This window comes from Niastella sp. sgz303648, assembly GCF_059587045.1.
Genome location: NZ_JCAPSW010000003.1, coordinates 278,018 through 300,032, shown reverse-complemented (window position 1 = coordinate 300,032; position 22,015 = coordinate 278,018). Strand labels below are relative to the sequence as shown.

Genomic DNA, 22,015 nt, shown 5'->3' with positions numbered 1-22,015 from the left:
AATGAGTTGCAGGTTACAAGGTTCAGGTTGCCGGTTACCGGTTTCCGGTTATCCCGGCACACGGCAACAGGTAACAGGTGCAACTGGCAACTGGTAACTGGTACCCCGGTAACTGGTACCTGGGACCGGGCTATAACTTTTTTCCAGAATTTTATAAAAACGTTTCCAAAAAAACAGTATACTTTTACACTTACATGAAAAAGCTCCTGGTTTTCATATTAGCCGTTTTTTACCTGGGCACCTCGGTAGGCGCCACGGTAAACCTGCATTATTGCATGGGACGGCTGGTAAACTGGAACTTTTCGCATAAGCAAAAATCCACGGCCCACGAACGATGCAGCAAGTGCGGCATGGAAAAGGCGAAAACCAAAAACAAAGGCTGTTGCGAAGATAAATACAAGCTGTTGCAGGTTGAAAAAGACCAAAAGGCCGAAAACGCCTATCGGGCCGGCCAGCCACCAATCACAGCAGCAGTAATTACCCCGTTCCCTTCTTTTATTTCTCCGGTTGTTGCTTCTGTTAGTGAAGAACATCCTGTTAGCAATGCTCCTCCGCGAAGTGGGGTACCCGCCCGTATTCGCTATTGTATTTTCCGTATTTGATTTGCTTTCCGTTTCAGTAGGCCCGGCGTTCTGTTGGGCTAAAGGCATTTGTATATGCCTGATAGTGCTTCTGTTTATTTTATTTCACCCATAAAAATTTAGTGTATGAAAAAGATGCTGTTACTGGCCTTTGCCTGTATTACTGTATTTGCTGCCTTTTCGCAGGATAAAAAAGAAAAGATGCCGAAAAGCAAAATGGATACTATGGCTATGCATAAAATCTATACCTGCTCAATGCACTCCGAAGTGTTAAGCGACAAACCGGGTAAATGCCCCAAATGCGGTATGGCGCTGGTTGAAAAAATAATGTACGTGTGCCCCATGCATCCCGAAGTAGTGAGCGATAAACCGGGCAAATGTCCGAAATGTGGTATGCAACTGAAGTTAAAGACTGATGCTCCAAAACATAAGCGCGATACTGCCCATACCCATAAAATGTAAGTACTTATATAATTTTTAAAGTTAAAAATAATACCATGAAAATGATGTTCTTCGGCTTACTGACCGCCTTATCGGTAATTGTTTATTCATGTAACGACCATTCGTCAACCGCACACCCGGATGATCATACCGCCGCGGCCCCCGAAAAACCGGCTGCAGATACTGAACAGGTGAAAGTTGTAAAAGCCAGCTTTACCAATGTAGATGCAGGTGTTGCAGCCTACATTAAAAATCTGGCCGATAATTACCTGCTGGTTAAAGATGCCTTAATCAATGGAAAAGCAGCTGAAGCAGGTGATGCATCGAAAAAAATGTATGAATCCATTAAAGGGTTCGATAAATCGCTTCTTACCGCCGAACAAAAGAAAATCTATGATCAGAATGAAGAAGATTTAAGGGAGCATGCCGAGCATATATCAAAAAGCACCGGGGATATCAAACACCAGCGTGAGCATTTTTCAATGATGAGCGAAGATATGTATTCACTGGTGAAAGCATTTGGCGCCGGTAAAACCCTGTACCACGATCATTGTCCCATGGCCAATGAAAATAAAGGCGCCATGTGGCTAAGCGAAAGCAAAGAAATTAAGAACCCATACTTAGGCGAAAAAATGATGACCTGCGGTAGTGTGGAAGAGGAAATACAATAGGCAATAAGCAATAGGCAAAAAGCAAAGCGTCAATTGCCGATTTTGAACTTGCCTATTGCCCATTGTCAATTGCTTATTGGCTTTCCCTGCCAATTGTTTATTGCCAATAATTTAAAAACAATGATCCCTCTAATAATAAGCTGGTCGTTAAAAAACAGGTACATCGTTCTGGTGCTGGCAGTCGGGTTGCTGGCATGGGGCTTCATCAATGTACAAAAGAACCCCATAGATGCCATTCCCGATTTGTCGGAAAACCAGGTGATTGTTTTTACAGAATGGATGGGACGCAGTCCGCAGATCATCGAAGACCAGGTAACCTATCCGTTGGTGAGCAACCTGCAGGGTATACCCAGTGTAAAAAACATCAGGGCCGCTTCGATGTTCGGGATGAGTTTTGTGTATGTGATTTTTGAAGATAATACCGACATCTATTGGGCGCGTACGCGGGTGCTCGAACGACTGAACTATGCACAGCGTTTATTGCCCGAAGGCGTAACGCCCTCTTTGGGCCCCGATGGTACAGGTGTTGGCCATGTGTTCTGGTATACACTCGATGCAAAACAAATGGATTTGGGCGAACAACGGGCTTTGCAGGACTGGTATGTAAAACTGGCCCTGCAAACCGTGCCCGGTGTGGCCGAAGTAGCTTCGTTTGGCGGATTTGAAAAGCAATACCAGCTGGTGCTCGACCCCGTAAAGCTGCAGTTTTATAATGTTTCACTCATGGATGTTATGAACAAAGTAAAAGCAGCCAACAACGATGTGGGCGGACGCAAGTTTGAAATGAGCGACATGTCTTATATCATCCGCGGTCTGGGCTATGTAAAAAATAAAGATGACCTCGAAAGTATTGCCGTAGGCAATTACAATGGTATTCCTGTTCGCGTAAAAGATGTTGGCACCGTACAAATGGGCGGCGACTTGCGGGTAGGCTTATTCGATGAAAACGGCCAGGGCGAAGTGGTAGGCGGAATTGTGGTGATGCGTTACGGCGAAAATGCCGATAAGGTAATAACCGCAGTTAAAGAAAAAATGAAAGAGGTAGAAAAAGGCTTACCGAGCGGCGTAGGTTTTAAAACCGGGTACGACCGCAGCGAACTGATAGAAGCCGCTATTGGCAACGTAAAGAACAAGCTGATAGAAGAAATGACTGTGGTGTGTGTAATTGTGATCATTTTTTTATTTCACTGGCGAAGCGCGTTAAGTATTATCATTCAGATACCCATTACCATTGCGGTTAGTTTTATTTTACTCAATGCCATCGGACTTTCATCGAATATTATGTCGTTAACAGGTATTGCGCTGGCTATTGGGGTTATTGTAGACAATGGCATTATCATGAGCGAAAATGCATACCGGCATCTGGCCGAATACCAGCAACAGCACACCGCTAAAAACCCGAATCAATGATGAAACTATTCAATACAATACGTGGAAAAGATAAATACCGCATACCCGAACTGATGCGCATGCAGATCATCGAAAAGGCCTGCCAGCAGGTTTCACGCGGGGTGTTCTTTTCAACGATTATTATCATTACCTCTTTTTTACCGGTGTTTTTATTAACGGGTCAGGAAGGAAAGCTGTTTCATCCGCTGGCATATACCAAAACATTTATCATGGTGGTAGATGCCGTATTGGTAGTAACGCTGGCGCCGGTATTGATTTCGTTCTTTATGCGCGGCCGCTTCAGGCCCGAAACAGCAAATCCTGTGAACAGGCTGCTCGAACGCATATATGAACCTGTGATACGGGCCTGTATCAAATGGCGAAAAACAACCATTGCGGTAAATATTATCGCTTTGGCCATCAGCATTCCTTTGTTGTTAAGTCTTGGCCGCGAATTTATGCCGCCGCTCGATGAAGGATCGCTGTTGTTTATGCCGGTAACCCTGCCCGATGTATCGAACAGCGAAGTGAAACGCATTTTGCAGGTGCAGGATAAGATCATTAAAACCGTTCCCGAAGTAAAGAATGTATTGGGTAAAGCAGGCCGCGCCAATACCGCTACCGATAATTCGCCCATTAGCATGATCGAAACCATCATACTGCTGAAGCCGCAATCGGAATGGCGTCCGGGCATAACAAAGAATGATATCATCAATGAGCTTAATAACAAACTGCAGATACCGGGTGTAACCAATGGGTGGACGCAACCCATTATCAACCGCATCAATATGCTGTCGACCGGTATTCGTACCGATGTGGGTGTAAAAGTATACGGACAAAACCTCGATACCATTTATGCCTTTTCGGCAATGATTAAAAAACAGCTCGAAGGCATTGCGGGTATCAAAGACCTGTATGTTGAACCCATCACCGGTGGAAAATACATCGATATACATATAAAGCGGGATGAAATCAGCCGCTACGCGCTGAGCGTTGACGATGTAAACCGCGTTATAGAAATTGCGCTCGGTGGTATGAAGCTTACTACCACCGTTGAAGGCCGTCAGCGTTTTTCGGTGAACGCCCGCTTTGGACAGGATTTTCGTAATAACCTGCAGGCCTTAAAACGGCTGCAGGTGCAAACGATGAATTATGGACCTGTTCCGCTCGAAGCAGTAGCCGATGTAACCATTGCCGAAGGGCCGCCTATGATCAATTCAGAAAATGCCATGCTGCGCGGAACGGTTTTGTTCAATGTGCGCGAAAGAGATTTGGGCAGTACGGTAACCGAAGCACGCGAAAAACTGAATACCATGATCGGCAAACTACCCAAAGGATACTATCTTGAATGGAGCGGCCAGTACGAAAACCTCATTCGTAGCGAAAGAACGCTCAAACTCATTTTGCCTGTTGTACTGGTAGTTATTTTCATTTCAATGTATTTCGCTTTTCATTCGGCACGCGAAGCATTTCTGAGCCTCATTACGATTCCGTTTGCATTGATCGGCGGCGCTTATATGATCTGGTTCTGGGGCGTGAATTTATCGGTGGCAGTGGCCGTTGGCTTTATTGCCTTGTTCGGACTGGCCGTTGAAACGGGTATTGTAATGGTGATTTACCTCAACGATGCCATGCAGCAACTGGTGGCTAAAAAAGGTAATTCAAAAGAAACAATTACCAAAGAAGAACTGCGTGAATATGTTATTGCCGGCGCTGCCAAACGGTTACGTCCTAAAATTATGACGGTATGTGTATCGCTGTTTGCACTGGTGCCCATTTTATGGAGCCATGGAGTTGGCAGTGATGTAATGAAACCGATTGTGTTACCAATGGTAGGCGGCGTACTTACCTCGGCCACGCATATTTTGCTGGTAACTCCGCTGATATTTTTAATGGCCAAAGAATATGAATTGCGCAAACACGGTAAGATAGAGGTACTGGAAACGAAGCATTAAGGTCAATGGTGAATCAATGTGAGGTTGTTAACAATAATTGACGTAAAGGCGCTAACAGTTTATAGTTTGTGGTTTGTAGTTTGTGGTTCTTTAGGTGAAACATACCGCGCGATTTTGTTCCTGTCGCATTTTTCTCAAACTACAAACAAACACACTTAGCGCCCTGGCGCCTCCGCGAGAAATAAAAAATTATGCATAAGAAAATAATCATAACAGCAATATCATTGGGTGTCGCCGGCGCTTTGCAGGCGCAGGCTCTGATCACATCGCAAACACAGGCGCCCATGACATTGCAGGATATTTTAACGGCGGTTGAAAACAACAATCCTTCGTTAAGAATGTATGAGGCCGAAGCCCGATCCATTAATGAAGCGGCCAAAGGCGCTTATAGCTGGATGCCTCCCGAGGGCGGCGCAGGATTATTTATGACGCCGAATAATCCCAGAATGATCAAAGAAGACAAAGCCGCCATGAAAGAAGGGATGGGATTTTTTATGGTATCGGCCCAGCAAATGTTTCCTAACCGAAAAAAACAGGAAGCCGAAGCCGCCTGGATGCAGTCGATGTCGAAAGTGGAAAGCGAAAAAAGAAAAGTAACGTTGAACGAGTTGTTGTATTCAGCTAAAAAAAATTATTACGAGTGGATCGTGTTATTAAAAAAAGTAGCAGTGCTCGATGAAGGCAGTCGCATACTTGACTTTATGATCAAAAGCGCTGAAATACGATATAAGAACGGGTTGGGAAAGATCAGCGCTTATTATAAAGCTAAGGCAGCTCTTGCCAATATCGAAAACATGCAGCTGATGTTGCAAAACGACATGACGCAAAAGCGCATTGCACTCAATACGCTCATGTATCGCAATACCGGTACATCACTGGCTATCGACACCTTGTATTCGTGGAAAGAATTTTCACCGGCTTTGCTCGATTCGGCATCACTCGCTATGCGCCGCAGCGATATTCAGGTGCTGCAGCGAAGCATTGAAGTAAATAACATGCAGCGAACTTCTGAGCTCGCAAAACTGAAACCTGAATTTGGTATTAAGTACGATCAAATGGTGCCGCTTAGTACACAACCCTGGCAATTTTCATTGATGGCGATGGTTAAACTGCCGCTGGCCAAATGGTCGTCGCGCATGAATAAGGCAAAGGCCGAAAGCCTTGTTTGGCAAAATGAATCGTTGAAAAATCAACAGCAAATGATCCTGAACGAAGCGGCCGGTATGGCCGGTTCGGCAAAGGCCGAGCTTGATACCAAAAAGAAACAAATGCGTTTGTACGAAACGCAGATCGTTCCTTCCCTGCAAAAAAATTTTCAAACCATGCAGCTTGCATATGAACAAAATACCGAAGAGTTGTTTGAGCTGTTCGATGCCTGGGATGCTTTAAATATGACGCAAATCGAATATCTCGACCAGTTAAAATCTGCTTTATTGATGCAGGCCGAGCTGGAGAGAGTTCTTGAAATTAAATAAAGATATTATGAAAGATCGTGAATGGTCAATGGTGAATGGGCAATGGTCAATGGGCAATAGGCAATGGTTAATCCTTCGACTTCGCTCAGGATTAACTGCCAGCCCTTCGACTTCGCTTAGGGCAAACTGGCTCTTACTTATTGTCTATTGCTTATTGCCTATTGCCTTTTGGGGTTGTCGTGAGCAGCAAAAAACTAAACCCGTGCAGCAAACCACCACCGCACAGGAAGTATACACCTGCCCCATGCACCCGCAGATCATTAAAGATAAACCCGGCAGCTGTCCTATTTGCGGTATGGACCTGGTGAAAAAATCAACCGCTTCTGAAAAAGTTACCGATATTTCGCTCAATGACCTCCTGCGGCCCTCGAACCAGTACGTTATTTCGTCTATTCCTACCGTTAATATACAATTGCGCGATGAACCGGTTGAAATAGCTACCTATGGCTTTATAACTTACGATACACGTCAGTTAGGCACCGTTTCATCCAATGTATCGGGCCGCATCGAAAAATTGTACATTAAATACCGGTTTCAGAAAATAAGTAAGGGGCAAAAGATCATGGACATATACAGTCCCGATTTATTAACCGGGCAACAAAACCTGTTGTTCCTGTTAAAGAATGATCCCGATAACAGCGTGTTAATTGCTGCCGCCCGGCAAAAATTGTTGCTGCTGGGCATGAGCAATCAGCAATTGCAACAGGTTGAAAAAACAGGAAAAACAGTTTTTACAGTTTCAATTTATAGTGGTTACAACGGTCACATTCACGAAAGCACCGGTGCCGGTGTAATGAAACCCGAAGCACAAACCGGTATGAAAGATGTTTCGCTGATCACCGAAGAGCTTCCTTTAAAAGAAGGCATGTATGTAACAAAAGGGCAAAACCTGTTCGTCATTTATAATCCAACAAAAGCATGGGCGGTGTTGAATATTTTTTCGGGCCAGTCCAATATGATAAAAGTGGGCGATAAGGTGCGCATTGTTCCGGAAACAGCTCCCGGTAAAGATTTCAGATCTTCTATCAGTTTTATTGAACCGTTTTACCGGCCCGATAGCAAAACGGCTACGGCAAGGGTATACTTCGATAATCCGGGTATGGGCATTCCTATAGGAAGCCAGGTAAAAGCTACCATTTTTGCTGGCGCCCGTTCAGCCCGATGGTTACCCGAAGAAGCGGTAATAACACTGGGGCTCGATAAAGTGGTGTTTGTAAAAAAAGAAGATGCGTTTATAGCCCATAAAATTGAGGCAGGTATTGTGAATAACCACCTGATACAGGTATTAAATGGTTTGACGGAAAGTGATGAAGTAGCGGCGAATGCGCAATACCTGGTAGATAGCGAAAGCTTTATTAAAGTAAAACAATAACATGCTCCGGCTTATTCCGGCCAAGCATAGCGTTAGATATACAAGAAATAGGGAAGTACTACGAAAGTAACAAGGAAGTAAGAGGGAGCGTGTATGGAGTAAGTATGGAGTTAATATAGAGTAAGTATGGGGTAAGTATGGAGTAACTTCTTAACAGGATCAACTGTTTGAAAATTAAACTGAATAATTCATTCAAATGCCACTAAATATTTTTCATAATAACTCAGGCGATAGTAACGCTTTTCATCGTCCCTTGCGCCTGGCCGCCGGAGCTTTAGCGGAGGCTAGTCGTCCCGCTTTAAGCGGGATACGATTTGTTTTCTATTCAGCTTTTTTTATAATGGCGTTGCTTGCTGCGGCGTGTAAGGGAAAAAAACAGCCGGCAGCGGCAAAGGCCGATGTTTATTATACCTGCTCTATGCATCCGCAGATCATGCAGGACCATCCCGGCACCTGCCCCATTTGTCATATGGATTTAATTCCGGTAAATAAATCGAGCCAGCCCAATGATGAAATTATGCTTAGCGACGAGCAGGTGCAATTAGGCAATATTCAAACCGATACGCTTGGCCATGCTATGGCGGGCGATAAAATTGTATTGACCGCTACATTGAATTTCGATGAAATGAAAGTAAATACGGTAAGCGCCCGCATTAGCGGTCGAATAGACCGGCTGTATTTCAAAAATACCGGTGACTTTATAAAAAAAGGCGATCATCTGTACGATCTGTACAGCGAAGAATTAAATACCGCCAAACAGGAATATCTCGCTGCACTGGAACGGCAGCAAACTTTGGGAAATTCTATTATCGATTTTAAACAGTTACTGCAAAGCGCCAGAAACAAGTTGATGCTGTGGGGGGTAAGCGAAGACCAGATCGATGCATTGGCCAAAACCAAACAGTTTTCGGCACATACTTCTTTTTACAGTACCGCTTCGGGCTATGTTACCGAATTGCCGGTTAAAGAAGGACAATATGTAATGGAAGGCGGTCCGGTAGTAAAAATGGCCGATTTGAGCACGCTGTGGGCCGAAGCACAGGTATATGCATCGCAGCTGGCAAGTGTTGATTATAAAGGAATGGCTACGGTGCAATTGCCCGACATGCCCGGAAAAGAAATAACAGGCAAAGTAACATTTGCCAATCCGGAAATAAGTGCCGATACCCGCATCAATTTGTTGCGTGTATCTATCCCTAATTCGGGCAATCAGTTAAAGCCAGGCATGCCGGCCTATGTATTATTAAAAGGAAACGAAGGTAATTCAATGACACTGCCGGTTGATGCAGTATTGCGCGACGGCCAAATGGCAACCGTATGGGTGCAAACAGCCAAAAATTCATTTAAAAGAAAAATGATAGAAACCGGATCCGAAAGCGGCGACCGCATTGAAATAAAATCGGGTCTGCAAAACGGTGAAGTGATTGTTGTAAGCGGCGCCTATTTACTGAACAGCGAATACATTTTTAAGAAGGGAGCCGATGCTACCATAGGACACAAACACTAATTGGGATTTTGAGATTTAGTGATTTTTAGATTTTGCGATTTGTTTCGAAGCATAACTCTCTTAACTCTAAAAATCTCAAAATCCAGAAATCAGAAATCAGTTTTTATGGAACATAACCATCATCCTGAAGAAAGAAATGCCCATGCGGGTCATGAACACCATCAACATGAAGCGCATACTCCTGCTTCAACGGAAAAACCCGATATGCATGCGGGCCATGATCGTTCAAAAAATCCTGCGCATGGTCATGCCGGGCACGATCACCATGCCATGATGATCGATGATTTTAAAAAAAGGTTTTATGTAGTGCTGGTGCTTACCATTCCTATTTTGTTATTATCGCCCATGATTCAGCACTGGCTTCGTTTGCATATTGAGTTTGCAGGTTCACAATATGTATTATTCGGGCTGTCGAGCATTGTATTTGCCTATGGCGGATGGCCGTTTTTAAAAGGCTGGGCCGGTGAAATGAAAGCAAAAGATCCCGGCATGATGACCCTCATAGGCTTTGCCATAACTGTGGCCTATGTATACAGTGCCGCCACGGTTTTTGGTTTAAAGGGTATGGATTTTTTTTGGGAACTGGCTACGTTGATTTTGATTATGCTGCTCGGCCACTGGATCGAAATGAAATCAATTGCCGGCGCTTCGCGTGAGCTGGAATTGTTAGTGCAGCTGATGCCTGCCGAAGCGCACCTGGTGCATGGCGATCATATAATGGATGTAAAAACCGATTCTTTAAAGCCGGATGATATTATTCTGATTAAACCGGGCGAAAAAATTGCAGCTGATGGCATTGTGGTCGAAGGTGAAACAGCTGTTAATGAGTCGATGTTAACCGGTGAATCGAAACCCGCTCATAAAACAAAAGATGATAAAGTAATCGCCGGTGCTGTAAACGGGAACGGCGCCATTAAAGTAAAGGTTTTGCACGATTCAAAAGAGTCGTATTTGTCGCAGGTAATAAAGCTGGTGAATGATGCGCAAAACGCAAAATCAAAAACGCAATTACTGGCCGATTCAGCCGCACGCTGGCTAACGATTATTGCTATTGTAGCAGGCATCATCACTTTTGTATACTGGTATTTAAACGGTCAACCTATTGCATTTGCCATTGAGCGAATGGTAACCGTAATTGTGATTTGTTGTCCGCATGCTTTAGGGTTGGCGGTTCCGCTGGTAGTGGCAAAATCAACAGCGCTTTCGGCAAAAAACGGGTTGCTTATCAAAAACAGAACGGCATTTGAAAATGCCCGGAAGATCACCACACTTGTGTTCGACAAAACCGGAACCCTAACCGTAGGTAATTTTGAAGTGGTGCGTTTTTCTTCTTTAAAAAATGAATTTTCGAACAACGATATACTACAGCTGGCTGCAGCTCTTGAGCAGGGATCAGAACATCCGATTGCAACAGGCATTGTACAAAAATCAAAAGGGTTAAATATATCCGCACCAAAAGCTGCCAGTATACAGGCGTTAACAGGCAAAGGAATTACGGGCCAGGTAAACGGAAAAGAAGTAAGTGTGGTAAGTCCCGGTTATGTGAAAGATAAAGCAGGCGATGCATTTACTGCTACAGAAATTAAAGCGGGTGAAACGTTGGTGTATGTTTTAGTGAATGATGAAGTAGCCGGTTTTGTTGCACTGGCCGATCAGATAAGGCCCGAATCATACGAGGCGGTGAAAACACTGCATCAGCATCATATTAAAACTACCTTGCTTACAGGCGATAATAAACTGGTTGCCGAAAGTGTAAGTAAGGAACTGGGCATTGATACTTACATTGCCGAAGTATTGCCGCATCAGAAACTGGAAAAAATAAAAGAGTTGCAGGATAAAGGCGAATTTGTTGCCATGACGGGCGACGGAGTGAATGATGCTCCTGCACTGGCGCAGGCCGATATTGGCATAGCGGTAGGTTCGGGCAGTGATGTGGCGGCCGAAACAGCCGGCATTGTACTGGTGAACAGCAATCCGAAAGACATCGTGAATTTAATTTTGTTTGGAAAAGCTACGTACAGGAAAATGATCCAGAACCTTGTTTGGGCAACCGGTTATAACGTGGTAGCGTTGCCACTGGCGGCCGGTGTATTATACAAATCGGGCATTTTGCTGAGCCCTGCTGCGGGCGCCGTATTGATGAGTGTTAGTACGGTAATTGTGGCCATCAATGCAGGATTGTTAAAGGTGAAATAAGCCCAGGCATAGCCGTGCCACGGTTCTGAGCTAATTCGAAGGGCGCCGTGGCACCGTTGCTTAAGTAAAATCTGTTATTTAGTCTCCTGCAAAATAGCATTGCATCTTTTCAACGCTTCTTCAAAACCCGTAGTAACATTGGCTTTGCCAATGGCGAATAATAACCGGGCGTCCTGTAATTCCTGCATCACCTGTTTGCTTTGCACTTCACTTAAAATAAGTTTGGTGCCGCGGTGTTTCGATTCTTTATAAACTTCTTCCAGTGTTCGCAAACCGGTTGCATCGATGATGGGCACCTGCCGCATACGAATGATAAGCACTTTGGGTGCTTTTTCAATAAACCGTATGGCATCTTTGAACTTATAGGCAGCACCAAAAAACAGCGGACCGGTTATTTCGAATACTTCTACATGTTTGGGAATGGTGTAATCGCCCACATACGTGCTGTTTGGTTTTCTGCTGTCTTCTGCCAGGCTGGTTAAAATATTTACATCACTGAACTGTATCATTTTACGCATAAATAAAAAGGCAGCCAGCACCATGCCTATTTCAATAGCTACGGTAAGATCAATAAGTACTGTAAGAAAGAAGGTAGTAAGCAATACTGCCACATCGCTCCGGGGCCCTTTTAATACCGATCTGAAGCTTTCCCATTCGCTCATGTTGTAGGCTACTGTAACAAGTATGCCCGCCAGCGTGGCCATGGGTATCAGCGACGCCCATTTTCCAACAAACAACATGATCAGTAAAAGTGTAAGGGCGTGTGTAATACCTGCAATAGGTGTTCGTCCGCCGTTTTTTATATTGGTAGCCGTGCGCGCAATGGCTCCCGTAGCAGGTATGCCGCCGAATATTGAAGAAAAAATATTGGCAGTGCCCTGTGCTACCAGCTCCATGTTCGATTTGTGATTGCCACCGATCATGCCATCGGCCACAACAGCCGATAATAATGATTCAATACCTCCCAGCAGGGCAATCGTGAAGGCCGGTCGCATAAGGCTTTTAATAGTGGCTAAATCAATGTGCGGCATTACAGGCGATGGAAGTGAAGAAGGGATGCTTCCAAAACGGCTTCCTATCGTTTCAACCGGCAGGTGAAAAAACTGTACAATGGCCGTTGTACCGAGTATTGCAATTAGCGAACCGGGTATTTTATGGGTAACCTTTGGCCAAAGCAACACAATGGCTACTGTAACCGCTGCCAGTACAAACGCATACCAGTTTATGCTGTCGATATGTTGCGCATAGGATTGCCATTTGCCTATGAAGTCGGCCGGTATGGCGCCCATTTTCAAACCCAGGAAATCTTTTATCTGCGACGAAAAAATAATCAGGGCAATACCACTGGTAAAACCAATGATCAGCGGGTGCGGAATGAATTTGATAACGGTTCCCAAACGGGCGAAGCCCATAATGATGAGCATAATGCCGGCAATGAACGTGGCAATGATCAATCCATTTAAACCATATTGTTGCACAATGCCGTATACAATAACAATAAAAGCCCCTGTGGGTCCACCGATCTGAACACGACTGCCACCCATAACCGAAATAATAAAACCGGCTATTACGGCCGTATACAATCCTTTTTCGGGCGATACGCCCGAGGCAATGGCAAATGCAATGGCAAGCGGCAATGCAACAATGCCAACAATTACGCCGGCCATCAGGTCTTTTACAAACTGCCGGCTGTTATAATTCTTCAGGGTTTGAAATAGCTTGGGTGTAAACATGGCTGATGCAAAACTACAGCTGTATACAAGCCCGTGGCGTAATAAAAGTCAACCGGTAATATGATATTTCTCACTTTCCGGCCATCTTTTTTACCTTTTCAAGCATATTGTCAAGGTCGGTTTTATTGAGCACCCTGCCGTGCACAATTACTGCCTGAATGGTTTGCGTGTTGCTTATGTCGGTTAGCGGGTTGGCCCGTAGCAATACCAAATCGGCTATTTTACCGGTGGCAACCGATCCAAGCTGGTTTTGTCGGTTCAGGTAACGGGCAGGATTAATAGTGGCGGTTTGCAAAGCTTGCGCAGGGGTTAATCCGGCTTTTACCATCCATTGTAATTCACTATGCAGACTAAAACCGGGATAACAATAAGGATTTGGAAAATCAGTGCCTGCCAGTAACGGAATACCGGCATCATATATGGCTTTTACTATTTTTAGTTTCACATCAAATTGCTGCCGGTTTAAAGCAAATATCTCCGGGCTTGAATTTTTATAAAGCAGGTTATTGTCGGGCTTCCATGAATTGATGACAGCGTGCGACATATATTGCATCGGCGCAAGGTTGAACATTGAAGAATCATTCATAAAGCCAACACTGTAGATTACGGTAAGGGTAGGACAGATCCAGGTATCATATTGTTTGATTTGCTGCAATACCTGCTTTAGTTTTTGCCAGTTAAAAGTACGCAGCAGAAATTTCTTTTTATTGGCAAGATCTTTTAAAGAACTGTCGGCTATTTTGTTCTGCATTAACTGCATCCAGTAATCAGCGCTGTCAGAAGCAGCATCCATAAACCCTGATAAATGTTCCTGGCTTTTTTGGCCGGCCTGTGCTGCTTCTGTTACTGATATCACTTGCGGTACATGTCCTGCAAATGGTATATGTTGTTTGTTGGCTTCATCGGCAATAGCAAAATAGGCCTCGCGCGGAAGTAATGAATATGTTTTTATAAAATCTGTGTGAAGTATGTTTTTGAGTGAATCTACTGCGCGGCGGGCCTGTGCGGCATCCTTAACGGCCACTGATCCCGGCCATATGGGCTGAGGTCCGTCTACAACAGGGCCGGCAGCTACAATTGAAGGTCCTGCAATTTGGCCCGACGCAATGCTTTTTCGCCAGTATTGTATGCTTCCCATCATACTAAACATATCACGCACGCCCGTTATTCCGTTGGCTAACAAAAGTGGAAAGAAGGTGGCATCGGACCATATATGTGCATGCATATCCCACAAACCCGGTATCAGATAACCGTTACCGCCATCGATGATGGTATCGGCTGTAAATGGGTACTTATCTTCCGAAATACCTGCAATAACCGAATCTCTGATCAAAACACTGGCATTTTTGATCAGCGTTCCTTTTTCTACATCAACAATATTTATTTGCTTTATTAAAATGGTGTGCTGGGCCTGTGTAAGGCACAGTAAAAAAACGCTTAGGCAAAGCAGTGTTATTTTTTTCATGACAAGGTTTGTTGAGAAAGGTAGGAATAAAATAAAACATCCCGCCAGGTGGCGGGATGCTTTGTGAAAACATATAATTGTTGAATGACTGGACCGGGGTTCTTATTTTACTTTGTTTACAACTGTTTCTTCAACATAGCTATGGCTTCTGTTGATGCTGTATACTTCAACCGTGTTGTTCTTTCTACCTCTTACCACTACATTCAGCGCTGCATCTCCCAGCTCTTCAGATTTCAACATGAACTTTTTAGTGATGTTGGCGCCTTTGAATTTATCGGTAAAAAGAATGTTACCAATTTCATCGCGGAAAGTTACGGTGAACTCATCTTCGATTGTATTGTTCAGGTTCAGCTGAAATACCGGTTGATTTTCCAGGTTTCCGATGAACTTTAATTCAGTAACAGGGGCAGGTTTTTCATCGTTAGCCAGCGTAACGGTTGAAAATGCTAAGGTAAAAGCGAGTAAAGCGATAGTAAAAATTCCAAAATTCCTCATTGCCTTTTTCATAATAGTGTATTTTATAGATAATTGATATTTCAACTTTAATTATTTGCTATGGAGTGCAATCGCGGCTGGCAGGCGAATCGGAAGTTATATGTAGTAAGCAACTTTTTTTGTGTGTGTCCCGCCGATGGCGGGATAGTTGCGTTTCGTGATGCAAACATACACCCTCTCAGCACCTCGAAACAAAACAACTCAAAGGCGTTTTTAGGATGGTAAAACCCTGTACAAAATGTTAAAACCTGCTGTGGGAGCGGGTTTTGTAAAATAACAGGCATGATGTCCAACCTTGTTTGCGGCATGAAAAAAGGGCTTCACTTAATAATTCCTTAACGGTTTTTCGGGAAAAACACCATTCAGAAGAGGGTTGCTGACACTATTTACAAATAAGTTATTTAAATATGTCCACTAACGATTGTTAGTATTTAAAACAATAATAGTTATCTTTGGTACCATTAAAAATTAATTCCCATGTCGGTGCAGGAATTGGAAAAAATCTTTTTATCAAAAATTGAACAGGAAATTAAGATTGAACCAAAGGATTGGATGCCAGAGGCATATCGTAAAACCCTGGTCAGGCAAATATCGCAGCATGCGCATAGCGAAATAGTGGGTATGTTGCCCGAAGGTAACTGGATATCCCGGGCCCCGAGTTTGAAGCGCAAGGCGATTCTGCTGGCTAAAGTGCAGGACGAAGCCGGGCATGGATTATATCTGTATGCTGCTACCGAAACGCTGGGTACTACCCGCGAACAAACGATCAACGATTTGCACAGCGGTAAGGCCAAATATTCATCGATATTTAATTATCCAACGCTTACCTGGGCCGATATCGGCGCTATTGGATGGCTGGTAGATGGTGCCGCTATTTTAAACCAGGTGATGTTATGCCGTGCCTCCTATGGCCCCTATGCAAGGGCGATGGTGCGTATTTGTAAAGAAGAAAGTTTTCATCAGCGTCAGGGATTTGAAATTCTGTTAATCCTTTCAAAAGGTACTGATGAACAGAAAGCCATGTGTCAGGATGCCATTAATCGCTGGTGGTGGCCTTCGTTGATGATGTTTGGTCCGCACGACAGCGAATCAACACACAGTGAACAAAGCACCCAATGGAAGATAAAGCGCATGAGCAACGACGAATTGCGGCAAAAGTTTGTTGATATGATTGCAGAGCAGGCAAAGGTGTTGAACATGACCCTGCCCGATCCTGATTTAAAATGGAACGAACAAACGCAGCAATACGATTTTGGTGAAATAAACTGGGCTGAATTTTGGAATGTGGTTAAAGGAAATGGTCCCTGTAACAAACAACGGCTCGATGCCCGCCGCAAGGCCTGGCAGGAAGGCGCCTGGGTAAGAGAAGCGGCCACTGCATATGCAGCAAAGAGAAAAGCGAAGCAGGAGAAGCAGATTGCGTGATGAAGTCGGAAGTCGGAAGTCGGAAGTCGGAAGTCGGAAGTCGGAAAAAAATGAGAGGCAAGATACAGGAAAAACAGGAAGTGGGCTGCCAGATTGAAAATTTTAAATTGAAATTATTGTCATGAACATACAAGTCATAAAATACTATTACGGCGATATACCTGAAGATAAAGGCGGGGGCGTTGAGAAAAATACTCAGGCTGTTTCTAACTCCTCCTCCACCGGAGGGGGAAAGGGGGAGGCCGCTCCCGACTGGCCCCTATGGGAAGTTTTCATTCGCAGCAAACAGGGCATCGATCATAAACATGTAGGCAGTTTGCATGCAGCAGATGCACAAATGGCCATTGAAAATGCCCGTGATGTATATACGCGCCGTATGGAAGGGATAAGCATTTGGGTTGTGGAAAGCAGGTATATTCATGCTTCGAACCCCGATGAAGCGGCTTCATTATATGAACCGGCCAACGATAAAGTATACCGGCATCCTACGTTTTACGATTTACCCGATGAGCTTACACATATGTAAATTCAAGGTGTTTTGAAAATTGAATTTTAAAGTTTTTACAGTTGAACAACACACTAATTGATTATACACTTCATTTGGCCGATAGCGCCCTTATCATTGGCCAGCGTAACAGCGAATGGTGCGGCCACGGACCTGTGCTGGAACAGGATATTGCCCTCACCAATATTTCGCTTGACCTGATAGGCCAGGCAAGAAGCTTATATCAATATGCTGCAGAACTCATTAATGGTTTTAATTCCCCCTCCACCCCGACGAGTCGGGAGGGTCAGGGGGAGGCCACATCACTGAACGGCATGAACGTGGCAGGCGGTGGTGAAACCACAGAAGATACCCTTGCCTACCTGCGCGACAGCCGGGAATATAAAAACTGTTTATTAGCCGAGTTGCCCAATGGCGACTGGGCACAAACTATATTACGGCAGTTCTTTTTTAGCACCTGGCAGTTCTTACTTTATCAGCGCTTACAGCATTCATCAAATGCTACGCTTGCTGCCATTGCCGAAAAATCATTAAAAGAAGTGACTTACCATTTGCGCTGGAGCAGCGAATGGGTAATTCGGTTAGGCGATGGCACCGAAGAAAGCCATGCACGTATGCTGCATGCCATTGACGAATTGTGGATGTATACAGGTGAATTATTTATTCCGGTTGAATACGAATTAAACGTATATAAACAGGGAGCAGGTGTTGATGTAACTGCCTTAAAAGATGAATGGCATCAGCGGGTAAATGAAATATTCGCAGAAGCTACACTCCCCGTTCCTGCGGCAAATGGGCAGGGCTTTAGTCATACCGGCGGTAAACAAGGTCTGCATACCGAACACATCGGTTTTGTGCTGGCCGAAATGCAATACATGCAACGGACTTATCCCGGATGTGAATGGTGATCGAAGCAGAAAGTGAGCAGCAGGCAATGGGCAATAGCATTTGTCAACATGTTAACTTTTCAACCAGTCAACTTTTCAACTGAGTGCAATCAATTACAAACATATCAATTCAGGATATATGGTCGATACTCGAAGAAGTAACCGATCCTGAGGTGCCTGTGCTGTCGGTTATTGATCTGGGAGTAATCAGAGATATTAAATTGTTCAGTTCATCAACCGGTGAAGAAGGTATTGAAGTGGTGATCACCCCTACTTACTCGGGTTGCCCTGCCATGGATGTTATTCGCATGAACATACGAATGGTGCTGCTGCAACATGGATACCGGAACGTTCAGATAACTACTGTTTTATCACCTGCCTGGACAACCGACTGGATGAGCGAAGCCGGTAAACAAAAACTAAAGGCATATGGCATTGCGCCGCCTAATCCAAAACAACAGGTTTGTAACACACAGTTGTTTGCTGAAGAAGAAGCGATTCAATGTCCGCATTGTAGCTCGTACAACACCCGCCGTATAAGTGAGTTTGGGTCAACCGCCTGCAAAGCGTTGTATCAATGCAATGCTTGCCACGAACCATTCGACTATTTTAAATGTCATTAATAAAGTCTGCTTCATAAATTGTACTGCAAAAATCAACGATCAATATGTCGCCCATTCTTTTCAGCATTGAAGAAGGTATTGCTACCATCACTTTAAATCGTGCCGACAAGTTAAATTCGTTTAACCGCGAAATGGCTTTGCTGATGCAGCAAAAGCTCGATGAATGCGCCTCGTTGCATACCATCCGCTGTGTGGTTATTACAGGCACCGGCAAAGGATTTTCGGCCGGGCAGGACCTCGCAGAGGTAGTGGACCCACAAGGTCCGGGCATGCAACGCATTTTGAGTGAACATTATAATCCTATTATAATCCGCATTCGTAATTTACCAAAACCGGTATTGGCTGCTGTAAACGGAGTAGCTGCCGGCGCCGGCGCCAATATTGCCCTGGCCTGCGATATTGTGGTGGCTGCCGAATCGGCTTCTTTTATTCAGGCGTTTTCAAAACTTGGTTTAATACCCGACAGCGGCGGAACGTATATGCTGCCCCGTTTAGTAGGCTGGCAAAAAGCAAGCGCTATTATGATGCTGGGCGATAAAATACCTGCCATTCAGGCCGAACAAATGGGTATGTTGTATAAAGTGTTCAGGGATGAAAATTTTATAACTGAAACTAAAAAGATAGCCGCCACCCTTGCGCAAATGCCCACAAAAGGATTAGCCTATACCAAACATGTTCTTAATTATTCAATGACTAATAGCCTGGAACAGCAATTACTGCTTGAAGATGAATTTCAGCAAAAAGCTGCCAATACCAGTGATTTTAAAGAAGGGTTGCAATCGTTTCTTGAAAAACGGGCGCCTGCGTTTAAAGGCGAGTAAAAAGTAGGTCGCCCTTTTCGGGACGGCTCACTTTTACTTAATGTTAGTAGTGAGCCATTCCGGCTTAAAAAATATAATGTATGTCGCTACAAAAATCAAAAGCCACAGCCATCGTTGATACCATGATGCATAAAGACTATTTCAGTCAATGGCTGGGTATTGAAAGACTGGAAGAAAAAGCGGGCTTTTGCCGGTTAAGGATGACTATTCGACCTGAAATGTGCAATGGTTTTGAAATAGCCCACGGAGGCATCACTTATTCGCTGGCCGATAGTGCCCTTGCATTTGCATCGAACAGTCATGGCCGGCAGGCGGTATCGGTTGAAACATCTATCTCGCATATTAAACCCTTAAAAGCAGGCGATACAATTATAGCCACTGCCGAAGAAAAAAGCTGCAGCAATAAAATAGCGATATACGAAGTGCGTGTTGAAAAAGAAAATGGAGAACTATCGGCTCTTTTCAAGGGTACCGTTTTCAGAAAGGAAACTGAGTGGAATGTTGGCTAAAAGCTCGCGCAAAGGCGCAAAAAGAATACAAAAATATTTAGGCAATTCCGCGCCTGATGCATCGGGGCATTATCGCCTCAATGCCTTTTTGCCTTTGCGGTCTTTGCGAGAAAAAATCTGATTTTATCCTTTGCGGCTTTGCGCCTTTGCGCGAACTTAATTCTTCCCCGTTTCAACCTTTCGCAAATCATCCTGTTTACTCTCTTTCAGATTCATTTTATCAAAATCGGCGCCCCGCTGAAAATGCACACTGAAATTATGAAGTTCATCTATTTCAATGGTTGCATTTTGCCAGGTGAAGTCTATAATATGCCCGCCTGCATCCTGCTTATCAGAAATAAAATGAAAATGATAACCGCCTATACTAACACCATCGAGGTACTGAGGTAATTTATAGCCTATCAATACGCCGTTCACTTTGTGAAACTCAAAAAAATGTTGTTTATCAATCATAGCGGCCAATGGGGCAAAAGGCTCATTTCGTACAGGCGGAAAGGCCCTTGTTTTTACATACTCAAAAACACCCGATATACGAATAGCGTACATATTGTTGCCGGTAACAAAAGAATCGATCCAATGCAACGCTTTTTCTTTGCCTACTGCCGTTGACGAGGTAAAAACAGTATCAGCTTTAAAATAATTTACCAAAAATAAAGAGGTGGTTAAAGAATCTGCCACCTGCCTGGTTTGGCCGGTAAAAGTGGTTTGATACACTTTGCCTTTGTTCATCACCAGTTCACCATCGAGCATATCGGGAGCGCCTAATCCAAAGTCGCCATGTTTCTTAATTTCTTTAACAGGTACTACGCCACGGTATAAGCCACTTATAAAAGCATTGGCAAGACCAGCCTGGTACAGGCAATCGTATCCGTTTGTAATGCTGCCGGGTTGCGTATTGCCTGCCTTTTTGCTTTGTGCCGTACCTGCTGCTGATATGATTAGTAATGATGCAAAAGCAATTAACTGTTTTGTTCGTTTCATGTATGCTATTGGTTATGCCTTAAAATTATTTTACCATTAACCGGGCCCGATTCATATGCTGCGAGCGCGTTGGCAAAATTATCTAAGGAGAACGATTTGGCCACTTCCATTTTAAAATCGCCGGCTCCTATTATTTCTATGAGCGATTGGGTTGTTTGCTGCTTTTCTTCTGCCGATAGGCTTTCCAAAAAGCCCCGGACCCCAAAACCGCTCATCGAAATGTTTTTATAAACGAAAAGCGAGTTGTGTACCTGAACCGGCTCTGCGCTTAATACACCATAAACAATAAGCCTTCCGTTTACGCCCAAACTTTGCGCCAGCTGGGTTCCGGTATCGCCGCCTACCGAATCTATGGCCGCTGCTGCTCCTTTGCCTTCTGTTATTTCATTTACACGCTGTACGATAGATTCAGATGAAGTGTTTATTACTTCGGCAGCTCCCAATTCTTTTATTCCGGATGCATAATCGCTGTTTCGAACGGTAGCGATTACCCGTATTCCCAGCTTGCGGGCAATTTGTGTTATAATAAGCGATACCATTGAATTGCCGGCCGACAATAATAACCAGTCGCCCGTTTTTAGGTTGGCTCGTTTTAATAAGCCCCATGCCGTAAATGGGTTTAATACAAACTGCAGCGCTTTTTCTACCGGGAAATTATCTGGTAATACATATAGTTCTTCTTTGGGAACGATCACATATTCGGCCCAGGCTTTTTTGCTAAAAAAGGCCACCAGTGTACCTGTTGTCAGTCGCACATTTTTACCTACAGCCTCAATAATGCCCGCTCCTTCCAAACCGGCTATTTGCGGAAACTGTGGTTTAAAACGATATTTGCCCTTTATAAATAATACATCTGCAGGATTAATAGGGCTACCGAGCCATTTAACTCTTACTTCATTTTCATTTGGTTCAGGAATGGCTGTTTCTCTTAAATGTAACACGCTTTGCGGTTCTCCTTCCTTTTCAAAAAAAATTGCTTTCATA

Annotated in this window: 20 protein-coding genes; 15 read left to right on the top strand and 5 right to left on the bottom strand. The window is 44.2% G+C overall.

All coding sequences use genetic code 11. The annotated features are described in order from the left end of the window. Nucleotides 1-194: 194 nt before the first annotated feature. The 9 genes from AC59IL_RS10040 to AC59IL_RS10000 all read left to right on the top strand — a co-directional run bounded on the left by AC59IL_RS10040 (nucleotide 195) and on the right by AC59IL_RS10000 (nucleotide 11,587). Nucleotides 195-602: an HYC_CC_PP family protein gene (locus AC59IL_RS10040; RefSeq protein WP_496551983.1), complete on the top strand. Its 408-nt coding sequence runs from the start codon at nucleotides 195-197 to the stop codon at nucleotides 600-602. 105 nt (nucleotides 603-707) lie between these two features. Then, nucleotides 708-1,043 carry a heavy metal-binding domain-containing protein gene (locus tag AC59IL_RS10035; RefSeq protein WP_496551982.1) on the top strand — a complete coding sequence of 112 codons (336 nt, stop codon included), beginning with the start codon at nucleotides 708-710 and terminating at the stop codon, nucleotides 1,041-1,043. Nucleotides 1,044-1,078: 35 nt separating this feature from the next. Next, nucleotides 1,079-1,693: a DUF3347 domain-containing protein gene (locus tag AC59IL_RS10030; RefSeq protein ID WP_496551981.1), complete on the top strand. Its 615-nt coding sequence runs from the start codon at nucleotides 1,079-1,081 to the stop codon at nucleotides 1,691-1,693. A 120-nt stretch (nucleotides 1,694-1,813) separates the two neighbouring features. Continuing rightward, nucleotides 1,814-3,103, top strand: a complete 1,290-nt coding sequence (locus AC59IL_RS10025; RefSeq protein WP_496551980.1) for an efflux RND transporter permease subunit — start codon at nucleotides 1,814-1,816, stop codon at nucleotides 3,101-3,103. Continuing rightward, nucleotides 3,100-5,037: an efflux RND transporter permease subunit gene (locus tag AC59IL_RS10020; RefSeq protein WP_496551979.1), complete on the top strand. Its 1,938-nt coding sequence runs from the start codon at nucleotides 3,100-3,102 to the stop codon at nucleotides 5,035-5,037. The genes AC59IL_RS10025 and AC59IL_RS10020 overlap by 4 nt, the downstream gene beginning before the upstream one ends. A gap of 191 nt (nucleotides 5,038-5,228) precedes the next feature. Beyond that, nucleotides 5,229-6,512, top strand: coding sequence for a TolC family protein (locus AC59IL_RS10015; RefSeq protein ID WP_496551978.1), 1,284 nt, complete (start codon nucleotides 5,229-5,231; stop codon nucleotides 6,510-6,512). 7 nt (nucleotides 6,513-6,519) lie between these two features. Beyond that, nucleotides 6,520-7,884 (top strand): heavy metal-binding domain-containing protein, encoded by a 1,365-nt coding sequence (locus AC59IL_RS10010; RefSeq protein ID WP_496551977.1) that lies wholly within the window; start codon nucleotides 6,520-6,522, stop codon nucleotides 7,882-7,884. Nucleotides 7,885-8,080: 196 nt separating this feature from the next. Continuing rightward, on the top strand, nucleotides 8,081-9,391 hold the full coding sequence (locus AC59IL_RS10005; RefSeq protein ID WP_496551976.1) for an efflux RND transporter periplasmic adaptor subunit: 1,311 nt from the start codon (nucleotides 8,081-8,083) through the stop codon (nucleotides 9,389-9,391). A 105-nt stretch (nucleotides 9,392-9,496) separates the two neighbouring features. Further along, complete coding sequence (locus tag AC59IL_RS10000) at nucleotides 9,497-11,587, top strand: copper-translocating P-type ATPase (RefSeq protein ID WP_496551975.1); 2,091 nt, start codon at nucleotides 9,497-9,499, stop codon at nucleotides 11,585-11,587. Nucleotides 11,588-11,661: 74 nt separating this feature from the next. On the opposite strand, the gene AC59IL_RS09995 is transcribed toward AC59IL_RS10000, so the two are convergent. From AC59IL_RS09995 to AC59IL_RS09985, 3 genes are all read right to left on the bottom strand, one after another. Continuing rightward, nucleotides 11,662-13,320, bottom strand: a complete 1,659-nt coding sequence (locus AC59IL_RS09995; RefSeq protein WP_496551974.1) for a SulP family inorganic anion transporter — start codon at nucleotides 13,318-13,320, stop codon at nucleotides 11,662-11,664. 70 nt (nucleotides 13,321-13,390) lie between these two features. Then, nucleotides 13,391-14,785 carry an amidohydrolase family protein gene (locus AC59IL_RS09990; RefSeq protein WP_496551973.1) on the bottom strand — a complete coding sequence of 465 codons (1,395 nt, stop codon included), beginning with the start codon at nucleotides 14,783-14,785 and terminating at the stop codon, nucleotides 13,391-13,393. Nucleotides 14,786-14,887: 102 nt separating this feature from the next. Then, on the bottom strand, nucleotides 14,888-15,292 hold the full coding sequence (locus AC59IL_RS09985) for a hypothetical protein (RefSeq protein WP_496551972.1): 405 nt from the start codon (nucleotides 15,290-15,292) through the stop codon (nucleotides 14,888-14,890). Nucleotides 15,293-15,757: 465 nt separating this feature from the next. Here AC59IL_RS09985 and paaA point away from each other — a divergent pair, with 465 nt between their 5' ends. The 6 genes from paaA to AC59IL_RS09955 all read left to right on the top strand — a co-directional run bounded on the left by paaA (nucleotide 15,758) and on the right by AC59IL_RS09955 (nucleotide 20,050). Further along, complete coding sequence (paaA, locus tag AC59IL_RS09980; protein WP_496551971.1) at nucleotides 15,758-16,705, top strand: 1,2-phenylacetyl-CoA epoxidase subunit PaaA; 948 nt, start codon at nucleotides 15,758-15,760, stop codon at nucleotides 16,703-16,705. A 121-nt stretch (nucleotides 16,706-16,826) separates the two neighbouring features. After that, nucleotides 16,827-17,231 (top strand): 1,2-phenylacetyl-CoA epoxidase subunit PaaB, encoded by a 405-nt coding sequence (paaB, locus tag AC59IL_RS09975; RefSeq protein WP_496551970.1) that lies wholly within the window; start codon nucleotides 16,827-16,829, stop codon nucleotides 17,229-17,231. A gap of 41 nt (nucleotides 17,232-17,272) precedes the next feature. Continuing rightward, nucleotides 17,273-18,118 carry a 1,2-phenylacetyl-CoA epoxidase subunit PaaC gene (gene paaC / locus AC59IL_RS09970; protein WP_496551969.1) on the top strand — a complete coding sequence of 282 codons (846 nt, stop codon included), beginning with the start codon at nucleotides 17,273-17,275 and terminating at the stop codon, nucleotides 18,116-18,118. Nucleotides 18,119-18,201: 83 nt separating this feature from the next. Beyond that, nucleotides 18,202-18,720: a 1,2-phenylacetyl-CoA epoxidase subunit PaaD gene (paaD, locus tag AC59IL_RS09965; protein WP_496551968.1), complete on the top strand. Its 519-nt coding sequence runs from the start codon at nucleotides 18,202-18,204 to the stop codon at nucleotides 18,718-18,720. A 44-nt stretch (nucleotides 18,721-18,764) separates the two neighbouring features. Further along, nucleotides 18,765-19,541 carry an enoyl-CoA hydratase-related protein gene (locus AC59IL_RS09960; RefSeq protein ID WP_496551967.1) on the top strand — a complete coding sequence of 259 codons (777 nt, stop codon included), beginning with the start codon at nucleotides 18,765-18,767 and terminating at the stop codon, nucleotides 19,539-19,541. A gap of 80 nt (nucleotides 19,542-19,621) precedes the next feature. Continuing rightward, complete coding sequence (locus AC59IL_RS09955) at nucleotides 19,622-20,050, top strand: hotdog fold thioesterase (RefSeq protein ID WP_496551966.1); 429 nt, start codon at nucleotides 19,622-19,624, stop codon at nucleotides 20,048-20,050. 156 nt (nucleotides 20,051-20,206) lie between these two features. On the opposite strand, the gene budA is transcribed toward AC59IL_RS09955, so the two are convergent. Together budA and AC59IL_RS09945 are read right to left on the bottom strand one after the other, a co-directional pair. After that, nucleotides 20,207-21,031, bottom strand: a complete 825-nt coding sequence (gene budA, locus AC59IL_RS09950; RefSeq protein ID WP_496551965.1) for an acetolactate decarboxylase — start codon at nucleotides 21,029-21,031, stop codon at nucleotides 20,207-20,209. 5 nt (nucleotides 21,032-21,036) lie between these two features. Then, complete coding sequence (locus tag AC59IL_RS09945) at nucleotides 21,037-22,014, bottom strand: zinc-dependent alcohol dehydrogenase family protein (protein ID WP_496551964.1); 978 nt, start codon at nucleotides 22,012-22,014, stop codon at nucleotides 21,037-21,039. Nucleotide 22,015 lies beyond the last annotated feature (1 nt).

Coding starts and splice junctions, on each gene's coding strand:
- AC59IL_RS09945 (WP_496551964.1), bottom strand. CDS start 22,014: ATGAAAGCAATTTTTTTTGAAAAGGAAGGAGAACCGCAAAGCGTGTTA.
- AC59IL_RS10035 (WP_496551982.1), top strand. CDS start 708: ATGAAAAAGATGCTGTTACTGGCCTTTGCCTGTATTACTGTATTTGCT.
- paaA (WP_496551971.1), top strand. CDS start 15,758: ATGTCGGTGCAGGAATTGGAAAAAATCTTTTTATCAAAAATTGAACAG.
- AC59IL_RS10000 (WP_496551975.1), top strand. CDS start 9,497: ATGGAACATAACCATCATCCTGAAGAAAGAAATGCCCATGCGGGTCAT.
- AC59IL_RS09990 (WP_496551973.1), bottom strand. CDS start 14,785: ATGAAAAAAATAACACTGCTTTGCCTAAGCGTTTTTTTACTGTGCCTT.
- AC59IL_RS09995 (WP_496551974.1), bottom strand. CDS start 13,320: ATGTTTACACCCAAGCTATTTCAAACCCTGAAGAATTATAACAGCCGG.
- AC59IL_RS10030 (WP_496551981.1), top strand. CDS start 1,079: ATGAAAATGATGTTCTTCGGCTTACTGACCGCCTTATCGGTAATTGTT.
- AC59IL_RS09955 (WP_496551966.1), top strand. CDS start 19,622: ATGTCGCTACAAAAATCAAAAGCCACAGCCATCGTTGATACCATGATG.
- AC59IL_RS10040 (WP_496551983.1), top strand. CDS start 195: ATGAAAAAGCTCCTGGTTTTCATATTAGCCGTTTTTTACCTGGGCACC.
- paaB (WP_496551970.1), top strand. CDS start 16,827: ATGAACATACAAGTCATAAAATACTATTACGGCGATATACCTGAAGAT.
- AC59IL_RS10025 (WP_496551980.1), top strand. CDS start 1,814: ATGATCCCTCTAATAATAAGCTGGTCGTTAAAAAACAGGTACATCGTT.
- AC59IL_RS10020 (WP_496551979.1), top strand. CDS start 3,100: ATGATGAAACTATTCAATACAATACGTGGAAAAGATAAATACCGCATA.
- AC59IL_RS09985 (WP_496551972.1), bottom strand. CDS start 15,292: ATGAAAAAGGCAATGAGGAATTTTGGAATTTTTACTATCGCTTTACTC.
- budA (WP_496551965.1), bottom strand. CDS start 21,031: ATGAAACGAACAAAACAGTTAATTGCTTTTGCATCATTACTAATCATA.
- AC59IL_RS09960 (WP_496551967.1), top strand. CDS start 18,765: ATGTCGCCCATTCTTTTCAGCATTGAAGAAGGTATTGCTACCATCACT.
- AC59IL_RS10010 (WP_496551977.1), top strand. CDS start 6,520: ATGAAAGATCGTGAATGGTCAATGGTGAATGGGCAATGGTCAATGGGC.
- AC59IL_RS10005 (WP_496551976.1), top strand. CDS start 8,081: ATGCCACTAAATATTTTTCATAATAACTCAGGCGATAGTAACGCTTTT.
- AC59IL_RS10015 (WP_496551978.1), top strand. CDS start 5,229: ATGCATAAGAAAATAATCATAACAGCAATATCATTGGGTGTCGCCGGC.